19 protein-coding genes and 1 rRNA gene are annotated in these 25,342 nt (G+C 66.1%); 2 read left to right on the top strand and 18 right to left on the bottom strand.

What is annotated here, in order from left to right:
- From ACTOXK_RS10595 to ACTOXK_RS10645, 11 genes are all read right to left on the bottom strand, one after another.
- A 16S ribosomal RNA gene (locus ACTOXK_RS10595) occupies window positions 1-552 on the bottom strand; the annotation flags it as partial.
- Between the two features lie 394 nt (window positions 553-946).
- A complete protein-coding gene (locus tag ACTOXK_RS10600; protein WP_482278376.1) occupies window positions 947-1,879 on the bottom strand; it encodes an anti-sigma-I factor RsgI family protein in 933 nt (310 codons plus the stop codon).
- A complete protein-coding gene (locus ACTOXK_RS10605; RefSeq protein ID WP_482278377.1) occupies window positions 1,876-2,370 on the bottom strand; it encodes an RNA polymerase sigma factor in 495 nt (164 codons plus the stop codon). Before ACTOXK_RS10605 ends, ACTOXK_RS10600 begins: the two co-directional genes overlap by 4 nt.
- A 14-nt stretch (window positions 2,371-2,384) precedes the next feature.
- Window positions 2,385-3,101 (bottom strand): hypothetical protein, encoded by a 717-nt coding sequence (locus ACTOXK_RS10610; protein WP_482278378.1) that lies wholly within the window; start codon window positions 3,099-3,101, stop codon window positions 2,385-2,387.
- Window positions 3,102-3,219: 118 nt separating this feature from the next.
- Window positions 3,220-4,431 (bottom strand): tyrosine--tRNA ligase, encoded by a 1,212-nt coding sequence (gene tyrS / locus ACTOXK_RS10615; protein WP_482278379.1) that lies wholly within the window; start codon window positions 4,429-4,431, stop codon window positions 3,220-3,222.
- A gap of 119 nt (window positions 4,432-4,550) precedes the next feature.
- Window positions 4,551-7,160, bottom strand: a complete 2,610-nt coding sequence (locus tag ACTOXK_RS10620) for a U32 family peptidase (RefSeq protein ID WP_482278380.1) — start codon at window positions 7,158-7,160, stop codon at window positions 4,551-4,553.
- A gap of 197 nt (window positions 7,161-7,357) precedes the next feature.
- Window positions 7,358-7,867 carry a hypothetical protein gene (locus tag ACTOXK_RS10625; protein ID WP_482278381.1) on the bottom strand — a complete coding sequence of 170 codons (510 nt, stop codon included), beginning with the start codon at window positions 7,865-7,867 and terminating at the stop codon, window positions 7,358-7,360.
- Between the two features lie 166 nt (window positions 7,868-8,033).
- Window positions 8,034-10,244 (bottom strand): transglycosylase domain-containing protein, encoded by a 2,211-nt coding sequence (locus ACTOXK_RS10630; RefSeq protein ID WP_482278382.1) that lies wholly within the window; start codon window positions 10,242-10,244, stop codon window positions 8,034-8,036.
- A 33-nt stretch (window positions 10,245-10,277) separates the two neighbouring features.
- Window positions 10,278-10,640, bottom strand: a complete 363-nt coding sequence (locus tag ACTOXK_RS10635; RefSeq protein ID WP_482278383.1) for a hypothetical protein — start codon at window positions 10,638-10,640, stop codon at window positions 10,278-10,280.
- 2 nt (window positions 10,641-10,642) lie between these two features.
- Window positions 10,643-11,302 (bottom strand): 4Fe-4S dicluster domain-containing protein, encoded by a 660-nt coding sequence (locus ACTOXK_RS10640; RefSeq protein ID WP_482278384.1) that lies wholly within the window; start codon window positions 11,300-11,302, stop codon window positions 10,643-10,645.
- Between the two features lie 3 nt (window positions 11,303-11,305).
- Window positions 11,306-14,275 (bottom strand): molybdopterin-containing oxidoreductase family protein, encoded by a 2,970-nt coding sequence (locus tag ACTOXK_RS10645; RefSeq protein ID WP_482278385.1) that lies wholly within the window; start codon window positions 14,273-14,275, stop codon window positions 11,306-11,308.
- A 245-nt stretch (window positions 14,276-14,520) separates the two neighbouring features.
- On the opposite strand from ACTOXK_RS10645, the gene ACTOXK_RS10650 reads away from it, so the two are divergent.
- A complete protein-coding gene (locus ACTOXK_RS10650) occupies window positions 14,521-16,047 on the top strand; it encodes a response regulator transcription factor (RefSeq protein ID WP_482278386.1) in 1,527 nt (508 codons plus the stop codon).
- Here the strand turns inward: ACTOXK_RS10650 and hypB are convergent.
- The 7 genes from hypB to argC form a co-directional block, all read right to left on the bottom strand.
- On the bottom strand, window positions 16,044-16,724 hold the full coding sequence (gene hypB / locus ACTOXK_RS10655; RefSeq protein WP_482278387.1) for a hydrogenase nickel incorporation protein HypB: 681 nt from the start codon (window positions 16,722-16,724) through the stop codon (window positions 16,044-16,046). The two genes, ACTOXK_RS10650 and hypB, sit on opposite strands and share 4 nt — an antisense overlap.
- Window positions 16,725-17,037: 313 nt before the next feature.
- Window positions 17,038-18,429, bottom strand: a complete 1,392-nt coding sequence (argH, locus tag ACTOXK_RS10660) for an argininosuccinate lyase (RefSeq protein ID WP_482278388.1) — start codon at window positions 18,427-18,429, stop codon at window positions 17,038-17,040.
- Window positions 18,429-19,829: an argininosuccinate synthase gene (locus tag ACTOXK_RS10665; protein WP_482278389.1), complete on the bottom strand. Its 1,401-nt coding sequence runs from the start codon at window positions 19,827-19,829 to the stop codon at window positions 18,429-18,431. The genes argH and ACTOXK_RS10665 overlap by 1 nt, the downstream gene beginning before the upstream one ends.
- A gap of 594 nt (window positions 19,830-20,423) precedes the next feature.
- Entirely contained in the window at window positions 20,424-21,659 is a 1,236-nt protein-coding gene (locus ACTOXK_RS10670) for an aminotransferase class III-fold pyridoxal phosphate-dependent enzyme (protein ID WP_482278390.1), read from the bottom strand.
- A 9-nt stretch (window positions 21,660-21,668) separates the two neighbouring features.
- Window positions 21,669-22,616 (bottom strand): acetylglutamate kinase, encoded by a 948-nt coding sequence (gene argB, locus ACTOXK_RS10675; protein ID WP_482278391.1) that lies wholly within the window; start codon window positions 22,614-22,616, stop codon window positions 21,669-21,671.
- The gene (gene argJ, locus ACTOXK_RS10680) at window positions 22,613-23,905 is read right to left on the bottom strand and encodes a bifunctional glutamate N-acetyltransferase/amino-acid acetyltransferase ArgJ (RefSeq protein WP_482278392.1); all 1,293 of its coding nucleotides are present in this window, start codon (window positions 23,903-23,905) and stop codon (window positions 22,613-22,615) included. The genes argB and argJ overlap by 4 nt, the downstream gene beginning before the upstream one ends.
- A 12-nt stretch (window positions 23,906-23,917) precedes the next feature.
- Complete coding sequence (gene argC, locus ACTOXK_RS10685) at window positions 23,918-24,976, bottom strand: N-acetyl-gamma-glutamyl-phosphate reductase (protein ID WP_482278393.1); 1,059 nt, start codon at window positions 24,974-24,976, stop codon at window positions 23,918-23,920.
- Between the two features lie 223 nt (window positions 24,977-25,199).
- Here argC and ACTOXK_RS10690 point away from each other — a divergent pair.
- Window positions 25,200-25,342: FKBP-type peptidyl-prolyl cis-trans isomerase (locus ACTOXK_RS10690; RefSeq protein ID WP_482279930.1), on the top strand; the 143-nt coding region annotated here is incomplete at its 3' end.

Raw genomic sequence — 25,342 nt, forward strand, 5'->3', positions numbered from 1 at the left:
CGCGCTTTACGCCCAATGAATCCGGATAACGCTCGCCCCCTACGTATTACCGCGGCTGCTGGCACGTAGTTAGCCGGAGCTTCTTCTGCAGGTACCGTCTTTTGTCTTCCCTGCTGAAAGCGGTTTACAACCCGAGGGCCTTCGTCCCGCACGCGGCGTTGCTGCGTCAGGGTTTCCCCCATTGCGCAAAATTCCCCACTGCTGCCTCCCGTAGGAGTCTGGGCCGTATCTCAGTCCCAATGTGGCCGGTCGACCTCTCAGTCCGGCTACCCATCGCGGGCACGGTGGGCCGTTACCCCGCCGTCTACCTAATGGGCCGCGACCCCATCCCGCGCCGTTAAGGCTTTCCCGGCAGGGCCATGGGGCCCTCCCGGAGTATCCGGTATTAGCCGCCGTTTCCAGCGGTTGTCCCGGAGCGCGGGGCAGGTTGGTCACGTGTTACTCACCCGTTCGCCACTCTATACACGGCCGAAGCCGTCTTAATCGTTCGACTTGCATGTGTTAAGCACGCCGCCAGCGTTCATCCTGAGCCAGGATCAAACTCTCCGTTCAAACCGCGCCGCGGGATCGCGGCGCGACAGATCATGTGAGTGTGATTCTGTTTGAAAACTCTCCGCGGGGCGGATGCCCCGACGGGGATCAAAGTTAAAGCTTATCGCTTCGAATGTCCGTCTGACGCCCGAGATCTCTCTCGGGCACTCCATCCTCAGTATCCGGTTGTCAAGGTTCCGCGGGCCTCGCCCGCCGCCGTCTCTCGCGAGCGGCGCAAGGAAGTACTTTACAGGTCGGCTCCGGTCTTGTCAAGAACTTTTTTCAAAATTCTTTCGGGGCCGTCCCCCGCCCGCGGCCCTGGGGCCCGGCGGCCGCGCCTTCCTCGAGCGCGGGTTGCATATGATACACCGTCCGGCGAATCGCGCAAGGGGGAATTTTGACTTTTTTGGAAAAACTAATTTCCGTGGCGGCCGTGACCGCCGTGGCCGCCACCACGGCCCTGATGCGAGCCGCTTCCAGAGGAAGTGCTGGAGGCCTCATCTCCCTCGCCTTCACTGTGGCAGGCATCGATGTGATCGCGCAGCTGGCGCATGGACATGGAGGCACAGTCCTCGAGCGTATAGGAGGGATCGAGCTCCATAAGCTCCTGGGCCGCTTGGTAGCGACCGACGCACAGGCCCGCCTCGGCCGCGGCGGCGCGCGTGTCGGCATCGGTGCGCTGGCAGGCGTGCTCGCAGGGCATAGAGGCCATGGCGGCATCGCTCTGGGCCACAAGATCTGAGCCCAAGCGGTCGTTCTCTGACACGACATTGATATCGATGAAGGCATCGGCGTCAGCATAGGAGATGAAAACCTCGCTGGCCATGAGGGCATCGATCGCATCCTTATAAGAGCGGTGCAGCACGGGCACCGCATCGAGCACCGTGCGACCGTCGTCGTTGAGAGCGTCGGCGCCGATGACCATGCCGAAGGGGTTGACGGTCAGCTCGATGGCCGGGTTCACGTCGATATCCACATAGGCCGAAGGCGTTTGATAAACCCCGTAGGCGCCGAAGGCTGCCAAGACGAGCAGCAGGCACGCTGCCAGCGCTGTCACGAAACGAGCGCGCGGACGGCGCCGGGGACGCAGAGACGCAGACGTTGCGGCTCCCCGAACCGGAGCCCCCGTCTCAGCCGGGAAAGGAGCGGAGAGCGGGGCCGGGGCCGCCGTCTCCGTCGGTTCGGCCGCCGAGGAAAGATTGGCACACGGCCGAGAAAAAGCAACCGGGCCGCCACTCTCCTGGCGCGCACGGGCCTCTTCGATGGCGGCGAGGGTGCGGGCGCGCACGGGGGCGGGAAGATGCTGGGAGTCGTAGGCTTCGCGCAGGCGCTGTTCGATATCGGTCATTGCAGAGCCTCCTTCAGCGTCTTCTTGCCGCGGGCGATCCAGCTGTAGACGGTGTTCACCGGGGCATCCATCATGGTGGCGATCTCAAGGGCCGTATAGCCCTCGTAAAGGGCGAGGTAGACGGGGGTGCGGGGCGGATCGTCAAGGTTGTTCATGGCATCGAGCACCTCGGCGATACGGGAATCGGGCTGGACAGCGGGGTCATGGGACACGGGAACATCGGCAGCGCAGTCCTCCGCCTCCAGCGAAGGCGCATCCCACGCGGCCCGTCGCTGCATATCGCGACAGGTATTGGTGGCGACGCGGATGAGCCATGCCTTGCGATGCTCCTCGTCGGAAAAGGCCTTTTCGTCAGCGAGGGCGTACTTCAGAAACGCATCCTGGAAGGCGTCTTCCGCATCGGCAGGGCGGCGCAAGGCATTCAGACAGACGCGCCAGACGGTATCGCCGTGGCGCGTCATGGTTTGCTCTATGTCGTCAGCGGGCCGCACCGATCAGGGGCAACCTAGCGCATGCATCCGTGACCGCGACCCTGACCGCCGCCATGGTGACCGCGACCGCCGGTGCCGTTCTCGTAGTTGTCACAGACGCCATTATCGTTGTCGTCCACGTAGCCACGACCGCCGCCGTTGCCGTTGCCGTTGCCAGCGCCATTACCGTTACCGGCACCACTACCGTAGTTATCACAGACACCATCGTTATCGGCATCGACGTAGCCGGGGCAGTTCGCGCCGTTGCCCGTGCAGTTGTCGCAGATGCCGTCGTCGTCAGCGTCGGCATAGCCGGGACAGGCGTTGGCACCGCGAGGGCAATCGCCGTAGTTGTCGCAGACACCGTTGCCGTCAGCATCGATGTAGTTGGGGCAGGCGCCCCCGGTGGCACCGCAGTTGTCGCACAGGCCATCGCCATCGGCATCGGCGTAGCCGCCGCAGACGCCGGCGTGATTCTCGGGATGGTGATAGCCATAGGCGCGGGAGGCATCCTGGCCCTCGGGAGCAGGCTGCGCCTCAGGCTCGGAATCCTCGTCCGCCGGAGCGGCCTTCTCAGCCTCGGCCGGGGCCTCGGGAGCCGGATTCGCCTTGGGCTGGACGGCCGGCTTGGTGGCCTGGGCCGGGGCAATCGGCTCAGCCGCAGGGCTCGGGGAGAGCGCAGCGAACGCCACCGCCGGCACGCACAGGGCCACAACGAGCGCGACGACAATAGCGAATGTAGACTTCTTCATGATGCAAATTCCTCCTTGAGTTCTCTTCCGTCTCTGCAAGTAACACGATTCAGCATTGCGAATCCTTGCAAGAAATTTGAAAAACTTTTCGGAACGTCCGCTGCCGGCGCGAGAACTCCTACACGAGGCGGACGAACTTGCGCTTGCCCACCTGGATGACGGCGCCTTCCAGCAGGGTCGGCTCCACGTTGTAGACCTTGGGGGCCAAAGCCTCGCCGTTGACCTTCACGCCGCCGCCGTCGATGAGGTTGCGGGCCTCGCTCACGCTGCCGGCGAGCCCCGCCTGGTGAATGAGGCGCGCCACGTAGACGAGGCCCTCGTCATTGGGGGTCAGGTCGGCGACGAACTCGGCGATGTCCTCGGGGACAGCATGCTGCTTGAACACGAGGTCGAAGGCGGCCTCGGCCTCTTCCGCCGCGAGATTGCCGTGGTAGGCGGCCACGATGTTGCGAGCCAGGGCACGCTTCACCTTGTTGGGGTGCAGCTCATCGGCCGCCAGTCCCGCCTCAATGGCGTCGATCTCATCGACGGACTCGGTGGAGGCCAGGCGGTAGTACTTCACCATGAGCTCGTCGGGGATGGACATGACCTTGCCGAACATGTCGGCCGGCTCGTCGGTGAGCCCGATGTAGTTGCCGTAGCTCTTCGACATCTTCTTCACGCCATCGGTGCCCTCCAGCAGCGGCAGGGTGAGGCAGACCTGGGGCTCCATGCCCATCTTCTCCATGAGCTCGCGGCCGGCCAGCAGGTTGAACAGCTGATCGGTGCCGCCCAGCTCCACATCGGCCTTGATGACCACGGAGTCGTAGGCCTGCATGACCGGGTAGAGGAACTCGTGCAGGCTGATGGACTGACCGGACGTGTAGCGGTTGTGGAAGTCGTCGCGCTCGAGGATGCGGGCCACGGTGAAGTTCGCCAGCAGCTTGAGCAGGGACTCCATGTTCAGGTCGAGGATCCACTCGGAGTTATAGCGCAGGACGGTCTTCTCGGGATCGAGGATCTTGAAGGCCTGATCCACGTAGGTCTGGGCGTTCTCCTTGATCTGGTCGCGGGAGAGCTGCGGGCGCGTGGAATTGCGGCCGGACGGGTCGCCGATGAGCGCGGTGCCGTCGCCGATGATGAGGGTGACCTGGTGACCCAGATCCTGGAACTGGCGCAGCTTGCGCAGGGGCACGGCGTGGCCGATGTGAATGTCGGGGGCCGTGGGATCCACGCCGAGCTTGATGTTCAGGGGCACGCCACGCTTGAGTTTCTCCAGAAGCGCGGCCTCGGGAACGATGTTCGCCGTACCGGACTTGATGATGTGCAGTTGTTCCTCAGGAGTAAGCATGAAGCACCCGCTTTTCAGTCTCTGTGTACCTATATAAGTGTAGGCATTCTAGCACAAGGGGAAATAAAGCGGCCCGGGGCGGGGACCCCGGGCCGCTGGCGTGGCACGGTAAGGAGCGGCTAGGAAACGCCGCGGTAGAGGTGACCCGAGGTGGTGTTGGGCATTTTCGCGATGGCGTTGCCGTCGTTTTGGGCCACGTGCAGGGCCCGGATGGCGCGGCCGACGGCGTGGGCGGTTTCCTCGGCGTTCATGAGGGTGGCGTCCACCATGAAGGCGGAGATGCCGGCGGCCATGAGCTCGGGCATGGACGAGGCCACGTCCAGTTCCACGGCGTTGTACAGATGGCTGCGGCCCATGGCGTCGGTGATGACGGGGAACTCGAAGCCCTTGCGATCTTTGAGGAAGTGGGGGCTCTTGCGGCGCGGGCAGACATCGCAGTCCTCGTTGCAGGGGCCCTGGCTCATGAGCATGCAGTGCTCGGTGACCATGAGCTCCTGGGCGCCGATGAGCAGCACGCCCAGCTCCAGCGGGGCATCGTGGGCGAGGTCCTCGATCTGGCGCAGGGTGAGTTCGGGCGAGAGCCACACGCGCTCGGCCCCGTACATCTCGCGCACCGTGCGCAGGGCCAGCTCGTTGGTGACGGGCACGTGGGCGCCGACGCTGATGAGCGCCCCCTCCTCGTTGGCCCGCTCCAGGGAGGCGAGGCTCTCGGCCATGAGCGGCTTGCCTCCATCGGCGTACTTCCACACGTCGTAGGCCACGGCGGCCTCGCGGGACAGACCGACGGCCTCGTGATCGACCACGGGCATGATGGGGATGCAGCCCTTGGGATAGCCGGCCTGCTCGGCGGCAGCGTTCTTCTGGCCGGCGATGACCGCCTCGCCCCGGCGGTAGTTGAGGGCCGGCACGTAGATGAGGTGCGCTCCGGCGCGCTTGGCGGCGCGGGCACAGGCGGGGTTGGTCACGGTGACGGCGATGCGACAGCCGGACGGATGGGCCGCGGGCGAGGGCTCGCGATCGGCCACCCGGGGCAGACGGCGATCGGCCCAGGGGGCGTTCAGGGCCGCAGCGAGATCATCGAGGGCCTGGGCCCGCACGCCGTGGAGGGCCGAAAAGCCAATGCCGACCCCATCGTCCATGTCCACCGTGAGGCGCACCAACTGGAAGGGGGTGTTGCCCAGACGATCGATGTGGGCCGCCACGTCGTCGAAGGAGACGGGGCGGGTGCGGGCCGTTTCCACCGGCGCGCCCTCGGCACTGCCCACGGGAGCTTCGGGAAGCGCCGAGAGACGGCGGGCGATAGCCGCTGTGGTGGCCAGACCGTCGGCCGTAGCGCTGTCGAGGGCCTCGATGAGGGAGTCATCGTCGATGAAGCCGACTTCCCGCAGGTCGGCCACGGTGGCGGGACGGAACTTCACGGTCAGGGGCTCGCCCACATGGAGCGTGGCCTCGCCCACGATGGGCACGCGCGGCTCGCGAGCGTCGTCGACGAAGGCGGCCTCGGCGCTGCGCACGCGGAAGACGCGGTCGCCGGCCTTCACCGTGCGCGTCTTGTTGTCGAGGGGAATGTGGTAGCGACCCTTCCGATCAGTGCGCACGGGGCCCAGGGTGGCCACGGCGTTGCCCTTGCGGGTCCAGAATTCCAGCACGTCGCCCTCGGCCAGGATCTGGGAAGCATTGAGGAAGGCCGCCCCCTCGCGTACCTCGTCCACGCGACCGAGGAACAGGCCGCGGTTGTTGGGGCGCTGGTAGCTCATGATGGCGTTGCCGCGCTCGCCTTCCAGATAGGCCGTGGTGAAGCCGCGGGAGAAGGCCTCGGTCAGGCGCGTGCGGTCGTCGTCGGTGACCGGCGCCGTGGGCACGGAGGCTTCGACCGCATCCTCGGCGGCATCTTCGGCCGCCCGGGCGGCCAGGGCGCTATCGAGGGCCTTGCGGTAGACGGCCACCACGGCGGCCACGTACTCGGGGGACTTCATGCGGCCCTCGATCTTGAGGGAGGCCACGCCAGCCTCCACCAGCTGGGGCACCATGTCCACCGTGCAGAGGTCCTGGGGCGAGAGCAGATGATCGCCCGGGGAGGGCAGGCTCTTCTGCAGCGCGCCGTTCTTCAGCTCGTAGGGCAGGCGGCAGGCCTGGGCGCACATGCCGCGATTGGCCGAGCGACCGCCGATCATGGAGGACATGAAGCACTGGCCGGAGTAGCACACGCAGAGCGCCCCGTGGGCGAAGACCTCCACCTCGATGCCCTCCTCGGCCGCGGCGGCGCACAGCAGCGCCACCTCGGGCAGCGAGAGCTCGCGAGCCAGGGTGATGCGCTCGGCGCCCAGGCGGGCCGCCGCCCGTACACCGGCCAGGTTATGGGTGTTCATCTGGGTGGACAGGTGCAGCGACGCCTCGGGCAGCGTGCGGGTGATCTCGGCGGCCAGGCCGATGTCCTGCACGATGAAGCCATCGGCGCCGGCGCGGTAGGCCTGGCGCACGCATTCCAGCGCCGCATCCGCCTCACCCGGCAGGATCACCGTGTTCATGGTCACATAGACCGAAACGCCGCGCAGGTGCGCATAGGCGCAGGCCTCCCGCAGCGTATCGATGGTGAAGTTGTCGGCACCACGGCGCGCATTGAAGGCCTCGAGCCCCAGGTACACCGCATCGGCCCCAGCCGCCACGGCCGCGTGCAGCGCCGCTTCGTTGCCAGCGGGGGCGAGCAGTTCAACTTCTCTTCTTTCCACGCTCTTCTCCTTCTTTACTTACCTCAGAAGTTCGCCCAAGGAAGTCAGCGAGGCTCCGACAGGTGCCTGGATCTGCGCCGATGCGCGGCCGAGCAGCCTTCGGCTGTGAGGGAAAGCGCAGAGGTGCAGAGGCAGGTGCCTGTCGGAGCCGCAGCATCGGCCCGTTCCGCTTGACCCGCAAGGGCAAGCGGAACAGACTAGTCCTCGTTGAGCTTCAATGCCTCTTCATCGGCGGCCTTCAGGGCATTGACACCCTCGTTGTACTTGTCTTGCACCGCCTTGATGCGGTCATCGTAGGTGCTGAAGTCGAAGGGATGCTCCTCGGTGGCGCTGTCGATTTCCGTGTAGAGATCGACATAGCCGTTGAGCGCGTCCTTGAGGGCGGTGCACCCGTCAACGTAGCCCTTCTGGAGATCCTTCATGGCATCGGGGGTCTCGATGGCCGCCAGATCGTCGATGACCGCGAAGGCATCATCGGCCTTGGCGCGCATATTTACGGGATTGCCCTGGGCCACGGCCTCGTCGAAGCCGGCCAAGCGGCCGTTCAGATCTTCCATAACCCGATTCACCTGGGTCATGTAGGTGCGGTTGGCCTGCTGCTGGTCGGTGGCGCCGGTGTTCGGCGACATGCAGCCGGCCAAGAGACCGCCGGCCAAGATCACTCCGGCCAGAGCGGCCGCCATGCGTGCGATTGTCTTTCGGTTCATGGGTTCCACTCCCATCGGGCACCCGCGGGCGCCATCTCGTTTCGCAAAGGGCGCCGCCGATGTCGGCAGCGCCCTCTCAGATTCCATCATCCATCATAGCAGTCGCGGGACAGCCGCGAACCGCACCGTCACGGGATCGCAACAATTCCAAGGACGGCCGAGGCTCCTAGCCGGTCGCGCCGCTGCCATCGCCACCGGTGTCGGGCGGCGGGGTTGGATCGGGCGTGGGCTCGGGGTCGGGCGTCGGCGTGGGCTCGGGGTCGGGCGTGGGCGTCGGCGTGGGCTCGGGAGTCGGCGTGGGGGTAGGATCGGGCGTCGGCGTGGGCTCGACGGCATTGTCCCCCTCGCCCTCCGGGGCCTCGTCGGTCGGCTCCTCGGTTTCCTCCTCCTTCTCCTCGCCCTCGTCCTTATCCTTGTCCTTTTCCTTGCTGTAGTAGCCGCCGATATGATTCTCCTCGTCGCGGTAATCTTTCTTGTACTGGGGCTTGTCGGCCGTGAAGAACTTCTCGGTCTGGTCGGAGGAGATGACGCGGTCGATGAAATCGCCGAACACGCTGGCCGCCGTGGTGTGGGTGGACTCGGCCTCGGTGTAGTCGCTGCGGTCGCCGAGCCAGATGGCCACGGCGTACTGGGGCGTGATGCCGCAGAACCAGCTGTCCTTCTCATCGTCGGTGGTGCCGGTCTTGCCGCCGGCCTCCTGGCCGTTGGAGGGACGGGCCGCCTTGCCGGTGCCGTTGTCGATAACCACTTCCATGCAGTCGATGGCGGCGCGGGCCACTTCCTTGGAGAAGACGCGCTCGCCGGTGGGATCGGTGTTGTCCACGATGATGTTGCCGTTGCGATCCTCGATCTTCACGATGCACTCGGGATCGTAGTGGACGCCGCCGTTGGCCACCGTAGCGTAGGCATCGGCCATCTCCAGGGGCGTGACCGAGCCGATGCCGAGGGTGAGGCCGGCCACGGCGGGCATATCGGAGGTGATGCCCATGGACTTCGCCATTTCGATGACCTTGTCGACGCCGACCGAGAGGAGCAGGCGGATGAAGGCGGTGTTGGAGGAGACGCCGAAGGCGCTCTTGATGGTGCGGGTGCCGAAGTCGGCCTTGTTGACGTTGTGCACCGGCTGGCCACCCTCGAGCTCCACCTTGTAGCCGGCATCGATGAGCGTATCGGGGTCGATGCCCTCGTTGAGGGCCGCGAGCAGCGTGAACAGCTTGAAGGACGAGCCGGCCTGGCGGCCCGAGCCGCCCTCGCCCGTGGCCATGTTGACCTGGGAGCTCTCGTAGTCGTGGCCGCCCACCAGAGCGTCGATGTAGCCGTTATTGGGATCGACGACGGCCATGGCCACCTCGAAGGGCTCGCCGGCCTCTTCCTCCTTCTCAGCGGCGGCGGCATCGGCGGCCTCCTGCACCGAGATATCGAGGGTAGTGGTGACCTTCAAGCCGCCCTTGAACAACTCGGACGTGGAATAGGCGTACTTCCCGTTGGGATCGGTGAGCTGGTTACGCACGTAGCTCGTGAAGTAGGGATAGGCCACGATGCCGGTCATGGAGGGCTCCGAGGGGTTCAGCTCGATGGGCTCGGCCTTCACCGCCTCGGCCTCCTCGGCCGTGATGACGTTGTTGGACACCATGCGGTCGAGCACCGTGTTGCGGCGCTTCAGACAGTTCTCGGGATAGTCGATGGGGTTATTGTAGGTGGGCGACTGGGGAATGCCCACGAGCGTGGCCGCCTCGTTCAGCGTGAGATCCTTCGCATCCTTGGAGAAGTAGCGCTCGGCAGCGGCCTCGATGCCGTAGGCGCCGGAACCGTAGTTGATGGTGTTCAGATACATGAGGAGGATCTCGTCTTTGGCGTACTGCTCCTCGAGCTTCTGGGAGATGTACATCTCGCGGATCTTGCGCTTGAAGGAGATGTCGCGCATCTCATCGGACAGGATGGTGTTGCGCACGAACTGCTGCGTGATGGTGGAGGCGCCCTCCAACGCGCCGCCCATGAGGTTGTTCACGAGGGCGCGGGCCACACCGAGATAGTCAACGCCGGCGTGGCTGTAGAAGCGCTCGTCCTCGGTGGCTACCGTGCCCTTGAGCACATACTCGCTGACCTGGTCCAGCGTGACGGGATCACGGTTCTCCAGCTGGAACTCGGCGAGCAGGGTGGTGCCGTCGGATGCGTAGACGTAGGTGGGCTGGGCCGAGTTGTAGGCATCGGCGTTCTGGTAGTCGGGAAGGTCCTCCAGCCAGGAGTTGCACAGGGTGTACACCCCGAATACGGCAGCGGCGATGGCCAGCACGATTACCGATATGATACCGAGGATCGGCGCCTTCTTGTTCTTCGTCCGAGTGCCGTTGCGGCGCTTCATTGCACGTGAACCCACGAAATACCTCCATCGTTATAGGTGATCGCCATTTTAGCATCGCGGAAGTACGGCCACGAGTTCGGCACATCCTCTCGGGAAAAAGCACAGAGGCCCGTTCGCGAGGGCAGACGGGCCCGCCAGGGCAAGGGGCGAGAGCGCGGCCATATCCCCCATGCCGTGGGTGGGGCGGGTGGGGTCGAAGTAGTAGCCGACCTCGGTGTAGGAAGCGCCGGCCGCCTCCATGGCGAAGAGGTAAGCCCCCGTCAGTACGACGTTGACCGCCGAGGCGATGAGCGCGGGCATCTGGGCCCGTCGGCCCTCACCGGCCAGCGCCGCCACGCCCTGAGTGCCGAAGAGCCCGGCCGACCACGCCACAAACGTGGTGAACAGAATCAGGGGCCATTGCAGTTCCATACTTACTCCTCTCCCTGCCACGTCATATCGCGCAGGATATAGGCGCACGACGGGCCGTTGCCGACTTGGGGCAGGTGATAGACCTGACTCTCGTCGAAATCGCGGACACACTCCAACATGGACACGCGAGCATTGTGCACGTCGTCGTAGGTGGCCTCGTACTCGAGCACGCGGCCCGGCGCCACAAACGATTCGTAGCCAGCCTCCAGATCGCCGAAGAAGCGGGCGCGGGCACCGCACTGGGCCACGCACTGGGGCAGCTCGCCCTGGGCAGTCTGCTGCTCGCAGAGCGTGCACTTCTCCACGACGCGCTCCTCCTCGTTGAGGTAGCGCACGCCGTAGGGGCAGGCCATGGCGCAGAACTGGCAGCCGATGCACTTGCTCTTGTCGATCTGCACGGTGCCGTCGGCGAGCACGTGGGAGGCGCCGGTGGGGCACACGGATACGCAGGCGGGGTTCTGGCAATGCTGGCAGGTCACGGGAAGGAAGTACATTTCCACATCGGGCACGGTCGCCCCCTCGTAGGCGGGGTTCGGGCCGATTCTCAGCACCTTGTTCCAGAAATTGCCGATGGGCACGTTGTTCACAGCCTTGCAGGCCACTGAGCAGGACAGGCAGCCGACGCACTTGTTCAAGTCGGTGATGATGGCGTACCGGGTCATAGCCTACTCCCTCCCCTCGTAGGTCGGTAGCCACTCGCGCAGGCGCGGATCGGAGGCGTCGCAGATGCAGGGCGTTCCGTCCGTATCGCACGGGCAGGGGTTCCCGAAGGGCGAGTTCTCCGGCGTGGCCTTGTACACTTTCACGGGATAGGCGCGCAGCTGGGACGAGCCGGTGAAGGGGTCTTGGGCCTCTTTATCCACCAGCGCGTTGATGCTGACCAGATCCCAGCCGTGGGTGGGGGCGGACAGCTCCGGCAGCCACCAGTTATGCTCGGTGTTGATGATGCCCGGTTTGATGCCATGGTACAAATCGGCCACCTGGCGCACCTTGCCGTCCTTCGATTCGATCCATACCCAGTCGCCCTGGCTGATGCCGAGGGCGTCGGCGTCGGCGGGATTGATCTCCATGCGCGGCGCCGGCCACTGCTCGCGGCACCAGGGCAGCTGGCGATGCTCGGAATGGAAGTACACCGGATTGCGGCGGCCCGTCGTCATATTGAACGGGTATTCCTCCATGAGCTCGGGAGTGCTCACCGGCGAGAGCGGCGGCTCCTTGTACTCGGGGAAGCAGATCTCCGAGGGCGCGTAGTCCTTGAGGCGCTCCGGCAGGCCCCGGGTCTCCGGACTCAGGTAGGTCTCCATGATGGTAGACCAGATCTCCATCTTCATGCAGGGCACGGGCATGCCGGGCATATGGTCGCCTTCCACGTACTGCATGCCGTCCACCTGGCGCAGCTCGCCGGTGAGATACCGCTTGTAGGTGCCCCATACCTCCGGATAATCATCCTTGGCACGGAACCAGCCCTGCTCGGCGAACTTCTCGAGAAACTCCTCGCCGGTCATGCCGGTGCCCTTCACGCAGTAGTCCATGTAGCGCGTGACCGGGCCCCAGGCGTCGCCCGTTTCGGGGTTGTAGAGGGGCTTGCCGGCCTCCTTGTACCACAGAGCCGCCGCCTCCACTTCGAACATCGCCTCACCGGGAGGGGCGATGCAGTTCACGTTGGCGCCGTAGGCCCCGTGGGCGCCCTGGGAGATGCGGGCGAAGCCGGGGATTTCCAGCCAATGCTGGGCCGGCAGCTTGATGTCGGCCATCTCGGTCATGGGATGGTGCCACAGATCCATGTCCACGAAGAAGTCCATGGACTTCAGGGCCTCCCAGGCGTAGGTGGCGTTGGACTGGTTCATGAAGTCGCCCGTGACGGCGATGCAGCCGCGAATGGGATAGGGCTTGCCCTCCAGGGCGGCCACCCAGCAGCTCTTGGCGTCGGTGCGGGCCGTCCAGCGGGTCAGGGGGAACTCCTCGGCGCAGGCGATGTTGGCCTTCTTGTCGAACACCTCCACGAACTCGAGGGGCTTCTCTTTGGGGCGCTCGTTGTTCGCCGGCACAGCCACACCGCCGGCATCCACCGGCACGCGGGTCATGCCCCGGTTGCCCGCCGGGGCGTCGTAGGCCCCCACCATGGCCGACAGGATGCCGAGGGCGCGGAAGTTCTGGAGAGAGTTGCCGCACTGCTCGGGGGCCAGCTGGTAGTGCAGGCCGCCGTTGGCGAAGCGGGGGTCGAAGCGCTGGCCGGCCCAGGCCTCCACAGCCGCCTCGATGAGAGCCGGATCCACATCGCAGATCTCGGCGGTGTACTCGGGGGTGTACTTGGAGACCACGTCGTCCCAGTACTTCTGCCAGACGGACTTCACCTTCACGGTGCGACCGTCCTTCAGGGTCACCTCGCCCTCGTACCACAGCTCCGGCTCGCGGTCGATCTCGAACTGCACCGGATCGGGAATGCGGCCGGACACATCGCCGTCGCTGCCGTCGCCGCGTATGTCGCCGGAGGGGCGCACGTAGTCGGTGAAGGTAGTGGGACGGTGGTGTTCCCGCTCCCCTTCCCACAGGCCGACAGACTCATCGGCATCGAAGTAGGTCAGGCAGTTATTGAGGCTGTCCCACACCATGAAGCGGGACACCGAGCCGCCCTCCACCAGATCGCACTCGCGCAAAAGGCGCGTCTTCACATCGAGGCCGTTGCCCTTGGTGAACTTGCCGGTATGGAAGGGCTGGTCGTTGATGTCCAGCTCCTCGCAGTACAGGAAGGGGCCGTTGGACCAGCGGGTGCAGAACTCGTGATCCTCCCAGCCGTTCTTCATGACCAGGTGGGTCCAGCCGAGCGCCATGGCCCCGTCGGTGCCGGGGCGCAGGGCCAGATGGATGTCGGCCTCGTGGCCCTCGTTGTTGATGCGGGGGTCGATGAGGATGTAGGTCTCGCAGCGGGCAATGGTCTCGGAGATGGTGCGGCACGTGTCGTCGTAGTTGGAAAGCGACGGGGAAGTGCCCCACTGGACGTAGACCTTCGGGAAGCCCACGGTCTCGTTGAAGAAGATGCCGTTCTCAATGGTGAGCGAGCCGGCATCGCGGCGGATGCCCTTGCAGATCTGGGCGGCGCCGTGACCGTTGACGGAGCCGTAAAGGCCCCCGAGGCGCCCGGCGCCCATGCCCCAGAAACGAGACGTGCCCGTCATAGTCATGATGGATTCGCCGCCGTAGCGCTCCTGAATCTCGGTGAACTTCTGATGGGCCGTCTTGATGGCCTCGTCCCAACTGATGCGCACCCAGCCGGGGTCATCGCCCTTGGGGTTGGTGCGCTTCAGAGGGTAGAGCAGCCGGTCGGGGTGATAGGCGGCCTGGATGGACGCCTGGGATTTCGTGCAGCAGTTGCCGTTGGACTGATAGGCCGACTCGTCGCCCTCGATCTTGATGGCCCGGCCGTCGCGCACGGTCACCCACACGCCGCATTCCATCTTGCCGCAGCCGCGGCAGGCGGTGCGCACGCGCTTCACCTCGCCCATGGGGGCTCCCTCGCCGGTATCCGCCAAAGCGCTCCCCGCCTTCAGCGCAGGCCCCGCGAGCGCCGCCGCGCCCGCGACGACGGCCGAGAGCTTCATGAAGCCGCGCCGGGTGGTGTTCAGTTTCCTTCGCATTCCCTCTCCTCTCTCTTGGATGGTTGCCTCGAAGCGAAACACAGTCCCCACCTTAGGGAACCGGAACACCGGGCACATCCGCCGCGCGGCTGAAATTGAGAGGGAGAGAGGGGGAAGGGGCGGCGAAATATCCTCATACCCGAGTATGATATTTTCAATGACCTGGGGTTATGCCCGGACTGTCCCCAGACATGAATCCTCCCATCCGATACAATTGCGGGACAGGCAGTGGCAACGGAGAGGGGATGCTCGTGCGCGCGGTACCGGTGAGACAACTCGTGAACGAGCTTTCCGCATCGGTGCCGGGCACCTCCATCGCATCCATCGGCCTGGCCCTGGCGCTCTACACCTACGAGATCCACCGGATGTCGTCGCTGCGCAACGTGGAGGCCGGCGAGATCACGGCCATCATACCCGCGTTAATCTCCCTGGGGGCCTTGGTCGGAATCGCTCTGGTCTACCACCAGCGTCCGTTCTTCCGTCTGCACCGTCACCCGTGGACGGGGTTTTCCATAGCCGGTGCGCTGACTCTGACCATCTTCCTGCTCTCCGGAGCCGCCGTCCCGCTCTCCCCCGCAGTGTGGCTGCTCCTCCGCACTATCCAGCGCATCGGGGAGCTGTATTTGCTGCTGTGCTGGGCCGAAGTGCTCACCGTGCTTCCCGGCCGCGCCTTCGCGGTGCTCGTCGCCCTCTCGCTGCTGTTCTTGGGCCTGTTCAATGGCCTGTCGGGGCTCTTCAAACAGAACGCCGTGCTCATGCTCATCGCCCTCGTGCCCCTGCTTTCGGCCGCCTGCCTCTACTGGTTCAAGGACAAGCGCGCCTCTTTCGACGCCGACCCGGCCCCTTTGGGCGCCGCCGGGCCCGCAGGCGCCTTCGACACTTCCCTCTGGCCCTCGGGCACAGGCGCCGGCACTCAGCGCAGCGCCGTGCTGCTCTTCCTCGCCCCGCTCGTCGGCTATCCCTTCGTGTTCGGCCATATCCACTATGCCTGGCTGCCCTCCCAAGATGGCGACTCGGTCTCCCTGGCCATCCAGCTGGGGGCCGCGGCGGGCACGGCTGCGGCAGGGGCGGCCCTTTTGCTCCTCATCGCCTACTTCTGGGGGCGCCGAAAGATCGACCTGTACAACCTGCTGATACTGCCCCCGCTCGGCATCGCCCTCTACCTGACGAGCCTCCTGCACGAGCAATGGGTGTTCCTTTACGTCATTCCCTTGAACGTATGCCAGAAGATGGTGCTGTTCCTGGCCATGCTCACGCCCTACCTCGTTCCCGCCAAGCGGTCGCCCCTGTGCACCTGGTGCGCCGCCTTCGCCCTGTACACCTTCGGGAAGATGCTCTCCACCTCGGTGTCGAGCGAGCTGGACAATACGCTATACGCTCTATTCGTCATCGTGTTCATCCTCGTGCTGGCGACGAGCAGCGTCGCCGGCGTGGTGCTCGACGACAACGCCCTGAGCCGCGAGGGGCGATCGGCCGGCGGAGCGGACAGGGCGCCCGAAGAGACTAATTCCCCGGGCGGCGCCCCCTCGGTCGAGAACGGGGAGCTGGCCGTCATCTGCGATGCCCTCGCCCGGGACTATCGCCTCACCCGACGGGAGGGCGAGATCCTGCGGCTGCTCGCCGAGGGCATGACGGCCTCGGCCATTGCCGAGACCCTCGTCGTGAGCACCTCAACGGCCAAGACCCACATGCGCAATATCTATCTGAAATTGGACGTGCACACTCACAGCGAGCTTCTGCTGCTCGTGCACCGCACAGCGACGCGCAGCTAGGCCCGCACCTTCTCGGCGCGCTGGGCCTGGAGCCAGTCCACCAACGCGGGAATGCCCTCGCCGGTGCGGGCGGAGGTGACGAAGATGTCGAGGGCCGGGTTCAGCAGGCGGGCGTGCTCGGTGAGGCGCTCCATGTCGAAGTCCTCGTTCAGGGGCAGGTAGTCGCACTTGGTGACGATGAGGGCGTCCACGGCGGCGAACATAGGCGGGTACTTCATGACCTTGTCCCAGCCCTCGGGGACGGAGAGCAGCATGACGCGGGTGTGGGCCCCGGTGTCGAAGTCGGCCGGGCACACGAGGTTGCCGATGTTCTCCAGGAACAGGTAGTCGCAAGGGGTCTCGCCGAAGGCGGCGAAGGCGCGCTCCACCATGCCCATCTCCACGTGGCACACGCCGCGGGTGTTCAGCTCCACCGAGGCCACGCCGGCCTCCTTGATCTTGAGGGCATCCACGTCGGACTCGAGATCGGCCTCGATGACGGCGAGGTCTTCCACGCCCCGGCGGCGCAGCTCGGCGATGATGGCCAGCAGGATGGTGGTCTTGCCGGCGCCCGGGGAGGCCATGACATCCACGAAGAACGTGCCCTCGGCGGCCCGGGCCGCGCGGAAGGCGTCGGCGGCCTCGTCGTTGGCGGCCAGGATGTTCTGCTTCACTTCGATGATGCGTCGCTGCTCCATGGGGTTCTCCTTCGTTGGGGCGTGGCAATCCCGCTCGCGCGGGGCCGGCGCGCCCGTTCTCGGCTCCTTATGCTGAGGGCCATCATACCCCATGGGAGCCGCCGCCGCGCCGATCGCCTCTCCTTCATGCGCGATCGGCATGGCCAATGCAAAAGGAGCATCGGCGGAAGCGCCCCTGACGCAAGGAGCCCGCACCGCCTTGGCACAAGAGGCGATGCGGGCCCGAAAGATACGCGCCCGACCGGAGCCGGGCCGCGATATCGGCAACAAGAGAGAGCGAGCCTTGGCGCGCAGGCCAACGCCGCACGGGCCTCTACAGACGCGCCCTATCGGCGGCAAGGCCCTGTTTGACCTCTTCCAGCTGCACCCGCACCGCGTCGGGGGCCGTGCCGCCGTAGGTGGTACGGGCGGCCACGATGGCCTCCAGGTTCAGGCAGCCGGCGATGTCGGCCTCGAACAGGTCGCTTTCGGCCTTGAAGTCCTCCAGCGTGAGATCTTCCAAGTCGCAGCCGCGCTGGTCGCACAGAAGCACCAGGTGCCCCACCACCTCGTGGGCCCGACGGAAGGGCACGCCCTTCTTCGCCAGGTAGTCGGCCACATCGGTGGCGGCCAGGTAGCCCTTCTGGGCCTGGACCATCATGGCCTCGGGGCGCACGGTCATGGTGGCCACCATGCCGGCGGCGCACCGGTAGCAGTCCTCCAGGGTGTCGGCGGCGTCCATGGCGCCCTCCTTGTCCTCCTGGAGGTCCTTGTTGTAGGCCAAGGGCAGCGATTTCAACGTCATCATGAGGGCCATGAGGTCGCCTACCACCCGGCCCGACTTGCCGCGGATGAGCTCGGCGAAATCGGGGTTCTTCTTCTGGGGCATGATGGAGGAGCCCGTGGCGTAGCTGTCGGCCAGGGTGATGAACCCGAACTCGCTCGTGGACCACAGAATGAGCTCCTCGCAGAGGCGCGACAGATGCAGGCACGACACGCTGCAGGCGTAGATGAGATCGAGCAGGAAATCGCGGTCGGACACGGCATCGAGCGAGTTGGGAATGGGGTGGGCGAAGCCGAGGGCCGCGGTGGTGGCGAAGCGGTCGAGGGGATAGGTGGTGCCCGCTAAAGCCGCCGCGCCAAGCGGGCTCGCGTCGGCCGCCTTCCGCGCTGCGGCCAGGCGCTCGAAGTCGCGGGCAAGCATCCAAGCGTAGGCGAGCACATGATGGGGCAGCAGCACCGGCTGGGCGTGCTGGAGGTGGGTATAGCCGGGCAGGATCACATCGAAGTGCTTCTCGGCCGCTTCCACCAAAGCCTCGCGCAGGGCCAGGTTCGCGGCCATGAGGTCGCCCACCCGCTCCTTGGCGTAGAGCCGCGTGTCGGTGACCACCTGGTCGTTGCGGGACCGCCCCGTGTGCAGCCGCGCCCCGGCATCGCCGATGCGCGCCGTGAGCTCCGACTCGATGGCCATGTGGATATCCTCGCTCTGCTGCACGTCGAAGGCGACGGCGCCGGATTCGATATCGGCCTTGATGGCAGCCAGGCCCTCAGTGATGGCCGCCGCGTCCTCGGCGCTGATGATGCCCTGGGCCGCGAGCATCTGCCCGTGGGCCACCGACCCGGCGATGTCCTGGGCGTACAGCTTCTCATCCACGGGCAGCGACGCCCCGAACTGCTGGGTGAAGGCATCGGCGCCTTCGGTGAATCTTCCCGACCAGAGCGCCATTACGCACACACCTTCCCCGCGCCGTGCAGAATATCTTCGGCCTCGTCCACCACGGCCCGACAGGCGGCGTTGGTGGCGTCCACGTCGGCGAAGGCGGGCATGCGGGCGTCGTTGGCGAGCCGATTCTCGGCCCATACCTTGCAGGACAGGCCGTGGATATCGATGAAGCCCTTGGCGGCCTGATGATCGAAGGCGTCATCGGCGTCGTAGGTGGCCAGGCCGAAGTCGTAGAGCGAGAACGGGCTCTTGCGCCCCACCACCGTGCAGCTGCCCTTGTACAGCTTCACCTTCACCGTACCCGTCACGCACTGCTGGGTATGGCCGAGGAAGGCATCGAGGGCCTCCTTGAGCGGCGAGAACCACAGGCCGTTGTACACCTGTTCCGCCCAGGTCTGCTCCAGGGCCAGCTTCTGATGCAGCACGCCCCGCTCCAGGCACAGGTCCTCCAGGGCCTTGTGGGCCTGGATGAGTGTCAGGGCGCCGGGCACCTCGTAGCACTCGCGGCTCTTCACACCCACGAGCCGGTTCTCGATCATGTCGATGCGCCCGAAGCCATGGGCGCCGGCGATCTCGTTCAGGGCGTAGATGACGTCGAGAAGGGACAGGGGCTTTCCGTCGAGCGCACAGGGAATGCCCTGTTCGAAGGTGATTTCCACGTAGGCGGGCGCATCGGGGGCGCTGACAGGGTCGGCGGTCATGGTGTAGATATCGGCGGGCGGCTCGCACCAGGGGTCTTCCAGCACGCCGCATTCGATGGCCCTCCCCCACAGGTTGTCATCGATGGAATAGGGCGCCGCAGCGGTGGCCTTCACCGGCACGCCGTGGGCCGCGGCCCAGGCGATCTCATCAGCCCGGCAGCCCAGATCCCAGTCGCGCACCGGCGAGAGAATCTTCAGGGAGGGATCCAGCATGAGCACCGAGGACTCAAAGCGCACCTGATCGTTGCCCTTGCCGGTGCAGCCATGGGCCACGTACTTGGCCCCGAAAGCATGGGCCACGGCCACGAGGTGCTTGGCAATGAGGGGGCGCGACAGGGCGCTCACAAGCGGGTACTTGTTCTCGTACAGGGCATTGGCCGCCAGGGCGCAGGTCAGGTACTCGTTGGCGAAGGTCTCCCGCATGTCGATGACCGCGCAGCCGATGGCGCCGGTGGCCAGGGCCTTGGCCTTCACCGCCTCCAGGCCGTCGTGCTCCTGGCCCAGATCGCCCACCACGGCGATGACGTCGAGGTCGTATTCCTCCTGAAGCCACTTGATGCACACCGACGTGTCCAGACCGCCGGAATAGGCGAGCACCACCCGCTCTTTCTCGCCCGGGGCGGGTTGAGCCGTGATGTGCAGGGCATCGTGGAGGGACGAGGGGGCGTTGCTGGAGGACGGAGCGGAGGTGTTGCTAGTCATGATCGGCCTTTCTTGTGAGATGGGTATGCAACGGCACTGCCCGGCTCGCAAAGGCGCGATTCAAGAATGGAATGGCAAAGGGATACACCACGGCAATCTCGCGGACCCGGACGGGCCGCTTGCGGTCCGCCGGAAACGATGACGGACCGAGGGGGCGCACAGGCCCCGCAGTTCGTCTGCGTTACGCGCGTCGGCGTCGCAGACTGCGGCTACGTCGGCGTCGGTCGGCGCCGGCCGTGGTGAAGAGGGAGAGGGAGGCAGGACGCAGCACAGCCGCAGCGCTGGCGCCGGCGGCTGTTTCGCTCTGAGCTGCTGCGTGCATCATGAACCTGTTCCTCTCATAGGTGCGCGACCATCCGAGTTATGGAGCCCGTGGCCCCTGGCCGTGCAACTGGCGGCTATTATGCCCCAATTCCTGAGCCGTCAACCTAGAATTAGGAAAAATATGGGGAAACGGCGCAAATTCATTGTGCAGAATGCTGTGCACTTGCACAAAAAAATATGGCTTTTACCTGGCCTCTTGCCTAGACAAAAAGAAATGCGGCCCTGCTTTTTGTGCAGTGCCGCATTCCAGAATACCAAACTGTACAGGTTTTACAGCAGCGCGCCCAGCTTGTCGACGAGTACGTCCACATCTTCCTTGGAGCAGATGAGCGGGGGCAGGAAGCGCAGGGTGGCCGGGCCCGTGGCGTTCAGAACCAGACCCGCCTCCAGGCCCGCGGCGACGATATCGGGGGCGGCCGGGGCCTCGTGGGTCAGATCGATGCCGTTCATGAGCCCGAAGCCGCGCACCTCCTGCACGTGGGGCAGGCCGGCGAGCTGCTCGCGCATGTAGGCGCCCACCTCCTGGATACGGGCCGCCGTGCCCGGGGCCAGCAGCGTGGAGAGCGTGACATGGGCCGCAGCCATGGCGATGTTCGAGCCGCCGAAGGTGGTGCCGTGATCGCCCGGGGCGAAGGTGTCGGCCAGGGAGGCCCGGGCGGCGCAGGCGCCGGCCACGATGCCGGAGGCGATGCCCTTGGCCATGGTGACGATATCGGGCAGCACATCGAAGTTCTGGAAGCCGAAGGGCACGCCCGTGCGGAAGATGCCGCTTTGAACCTCGTCGCAGATCATGAGCGCCCCGTGCTCGGCCGTGAGCCGGCGGATGGCGCCGATGAACTCCTCGGTGCAGGGATGCACGCCGCTCTCGCCCTGGATGCACTCGATCATGACAGCGCAGATGCGATCGCCCTGGGTTTCGAACAGGCGCTCCAGGGCCTCCACGTCGTTGATGGGCGTGGCGGTGAAGCCGGCGGGCAGGGGCTGGAAGGCCTCCTGCTTGGCGGGCTGGGCCGTGGCAGCCAGGGTGGCCAGGGTGCGGCCGTGGAAGCTCTTGGCCAAGGTGACGATGAGGCGCGGCGCCAGCTCGGCATCCTTCCCCGCGGCCTCGGTGCGACGGCGAGCCACGAGCCGGGCCAGCTTGATGGCGCATTCGTTGGCCTCGGCGCCGGAGTTCGCGAAGAAGGTCTTCCACACTTCAGGGTGCGCCGTGTCCACCCCGGTATTCAGCATGCTCGACAGCAGCTGGGCCACTTCTCCGCGGTGCTCGATATAGTAGTAGTTGCTCACGTGGATGAGCCGGGCGGCCTGGTCGCTCACGGCGGCCACGATGGCCGGATGGCAGTGGCCGAGGCTGCACACGCCGATACCGGAGAGGAAGTCGAGGTATTCCTTCCCCGCATCGTCGATGAGGGTCATGCCGCGGCCCTCCACGAATTCCACGGGCTTGCGGGCGAAGGTGCCCATGACGTATTCGGATTCCAGGGCCATTTCTCGGGCGAGGGTCATAAGAGGCTCCTAACGGTTCTCGATGAGCTTGGCGGCGAACTTGCCGACCGGGGACAAGTTCAGGCATTGGGACGAGGCCAGGCCGGTGACCATGGTGCCCATGCCGGAGTCGGTGAGCATTTCCAGCAGCAGGGCATGGGGCACCTTGCCGTTGATGATATGGGCGCCGTTCACGCCGGATTCCAGGGCGCGCACACAGCTCGTGAGCTTGGGAATCATGCCCGAGGCCAGCTTGTCGCCGCGGATCATGGCCTCGGCCTCCCCGAGCGACATCTCGGCAATGAGCGAGGCCGGGTCGGGGTAGTTCTCGTAGAGGCCGTCCACGTCGGTGAGGAAGATGATCTTGTGGGCGCCGATGGCCGCGGCGATGTAGCCGGCGGCGATGTCGGCGTTCACGTTGTAGCAGCCGCCGTCCTCGCCGATGGCGATGGAGGCGATGATGGGAATGTAGTCGTCGGCCACCAAGTCCTCGATGAGGGGCGTGTTGATGCGGGTGATCTTCCCCACGCGCCCAAGGGCGGGACTGGCCTGCTCGGCCACGATGACACCGGCGTCGGTGCCGGAGATGCCCACGCCCATGTTGCCGTGGGCGTTCATGGCCTCCACGAGCTGCTGGTTCACTTCCCCGGTGAGCACCATGCGCACGAGATTCATGGCCTCCTCGGTGGTGACGCGCTGGCCATCGACGAATTCCACGGGGATGTCGAACTGGTCGAACACGCGGTTGATGGCCTTGCCGCCGCCGTGGACGAGCACCGGGTTGATGCCGATGATCTTCAGCAGCACGATGTCGGCCATGACCTCGGCGGCCAGCTCGGGGTTCTCCATGGCCGAGCCGCCGTACTTGATGACGATGGTCTTGCCCGTGACCTGCTTGATCCAGGGCATGGCCTCGTAGAGGATTTCGCCAGCCGTGGTAGACGGCCCGTCGGCGCGAACTTGCTGGGCGTACTTCATGAGCGGTAGTCTCCATTGATCGTGACGTAGTCGTGGGAGAAGTCGCAAGTCCACATGACCGCCGACTCCTCCCCCGCGTGCAGGTCCACGTCGATGGCGACCTCGGGGTCTTCGAAGCGGCGCAGGGCCTCTTCCTCGTCGAAGTCCACCACGAGCCCGGCACGGCACACGGGCAGTCCCAGTATATCGATGTCCACGGCCTCCTGGTTGAAGCGGGCCCCGGAACGTCCGAGGGCGGCGGCAACGCGGCCCCAGTTGGCATCGTGACCGTACACGGCCGTTTTCACGAGGGGGGAATTGGCCACGGTGCGGGCGGCCGCGTCGGCGTCGTCGGCTGTGGCGGCTCCGCGCACGGTGACGGTGATGAGGCGCGTGGCCCCCTCGCCGTCGGCGGCCATGGCGCGGGCGAGCGTGGTCGTGAGCTCGTCGAGAGCTTCCTGGAAGGCGGCGAAGGCCGAGGTGCCCGGGGTGAAGGTCGGGCCGCTCGGGGCCGCCGCACCCGAGGCCAGGGCGAAGCAGGTGTCGTTAGTGGAGGTATCGGAATCCACGGTGACCTTGTTGAAACTGCGGTTCACCGAGGCGGTGAGGGCCGCTGACAGGTCGGGCGGCGTGAGGGGCGCATCGGTGGTGATGACGGCGATCATGGTGGCCATGTTCGGCATGATCATGCCGGCCCCCTTGGCCATGCCGCCTACGGTGAACGTGGCGCCCGGATATCCGATGGCATCACCCGAGAAGGTGACGGCGCCATGCTTGGGGCGGGTGTCGGTGGTCATGATGGCCCGAGCCGCTGCAAGACCCTGGGCCGCGCGCGCTTCGGGCCCCTCGGCCGTGGCCAGGGCCGCCAGAGCCGCGGGCACGCCCGTGGCGAAGGGCGCGAGGCGCAGATGCTGGCCGATGACGCCCGTGGAGGCCACGAGCACCTCGTCGGCCGGGCAGCCCACGGCCTCGCCCACCAGCTCGCAGGTCTCGCGGGCCGCTTCCAGGCCGCGCTCGCCCGTGGCGGCGTTGGCGATGCCCGAGTTGATGACCACGGCCCGGGCGCAGCCGTAGGCCGGCGCTCCAGGGCCGCCCTCGTCCAGGTGCTCGCGGGACACGCGCACCGGGGCGGCGCAGAACACGTTGGTGGTGAAGGTGGCCGCCGCCGCGCAGGGCTCGTCGGCCACGACAAGGGCCATGTCGAGCCGCTCGGGGTCGGGGCGGAAGCCCGCGTGGGTGCCGATGGCGCCAAAACCGAGGGCGCTGGCGGCACTGCCCGCGGGGTGATAGGTGAAGGTGGTCTCTGCCATGGGATTCGCTCCTTAGACGGGGTTGGCGATCTCTTCCAAACCGGTAGTTTCGGGCAGGCCGAACACGATGTTGGCGCACTGCACGCCCTGGCCGGCGGCACCCTTGCCCAGGTTATCGATGGCGCCCGTAGCCACGATGAGACCCGCGGGGTGCACGGCCACGCCCACCTGGGCGCGGCAGGTGCCGGCCACCGAGGCGGTGCGGGGCTGCACGCCGGCATCCATAACCGACACGAGCGGGCTGGCCGCGTAGAAGTCGCGGTAGAGGGCCACGAGCTCTTCGGTGGTGGGAGCGGCGCCCGGGGCCAGCGGCAGCGTCACCGTGGACAGCAGGCCGCGGTTCAGGGGGGCCAGATGCGGGGTGAACACGAGGCGTCCCTCAAGCCCCAAGATCTGCTCGATCTCGGGGGTATGGCGGTGGGTGCCCACGCCATAGGCCTCCATGTTCTCGTTGGCGAAGCAGAAGTGGGTGCGCTCGGTGGCCTTCTTGCCCGCGCCGGTCACACCGGAGACGGCATCGGCCACCACAGGGGCCGCGGCGTCCACGAGCCCCGCGCGGATAGCGGGAGCGGCGGCCAGGGACGTGGCCGTGGGATAGCAGCCGGCGCAGCCCACGAGCACCGCCTCGCCCGCGGCGCGCCGGGCCGCGGCGGCGGCCAGCTCGTCGCCGGTGAGCTCGGGCAGGCCGAAGGCGGCCGTAGCCAGGAGATCGGGGGCGGTGTGGGGCGCGTACCACTGCTCGTAGACGGCCGGGTCCTTCAGGCGGAAGTCGGCCGACAGATCGATGACGGTGACGCCGGCGGCGATGAGATCGCCGGCCACGGCCATGGCGGCCTTGTGGGGCACCGCGAGAAATGCCACGTCGCAGGCGGCCAGATCGGCTTCCTCATGGGTGGTAAAGGCCAGGTCGGTCACGCCGGTGAAGGCCGGATAGGCCCGGGCGATGGGGGTGCCGGCCAGGGCATCGGAGGTGGCGGCCACCAGTTCGAACTCGGGATGCCGCGCCAGGAGGCGCACCAATTCAATGCCGGCGAACCCGGCGGCTCCCACAACTCCAGCTTTATAGGTCATAGAGACTTCCTTCCCTCATGCCTGCCCATGGGCTCCGATCTTCTTGAGCACATGCACAAAGATAAGCCTTTTAGTTGCCGTTTCATCATACCCCCTCTTGCAGCCGCAAGCGCGAGAAAAGCGCCGTTTGTGACAACTTGGAGCAGCTTGCACCCCCGTCGGCCCCGCACGGGCTCCTTCCGCTAGACTGGGATGCACATTCTTTTGGAAAGGAGCTCGCGATATGAGCAACAAAGGCAAGAAGGTCAAGGTGCACTACACCGGTACGCTGGATGACGGCACGAAGTTCGATTCGTCCGTGGACCGCGGCGAGCCCATCGAGTTCACCTGCATGGCCGGCCAGATGATCCCCGGCTTCGACGCCGC

This window comes from Adlercreutzia sp., from assembly GCF_056795635.1.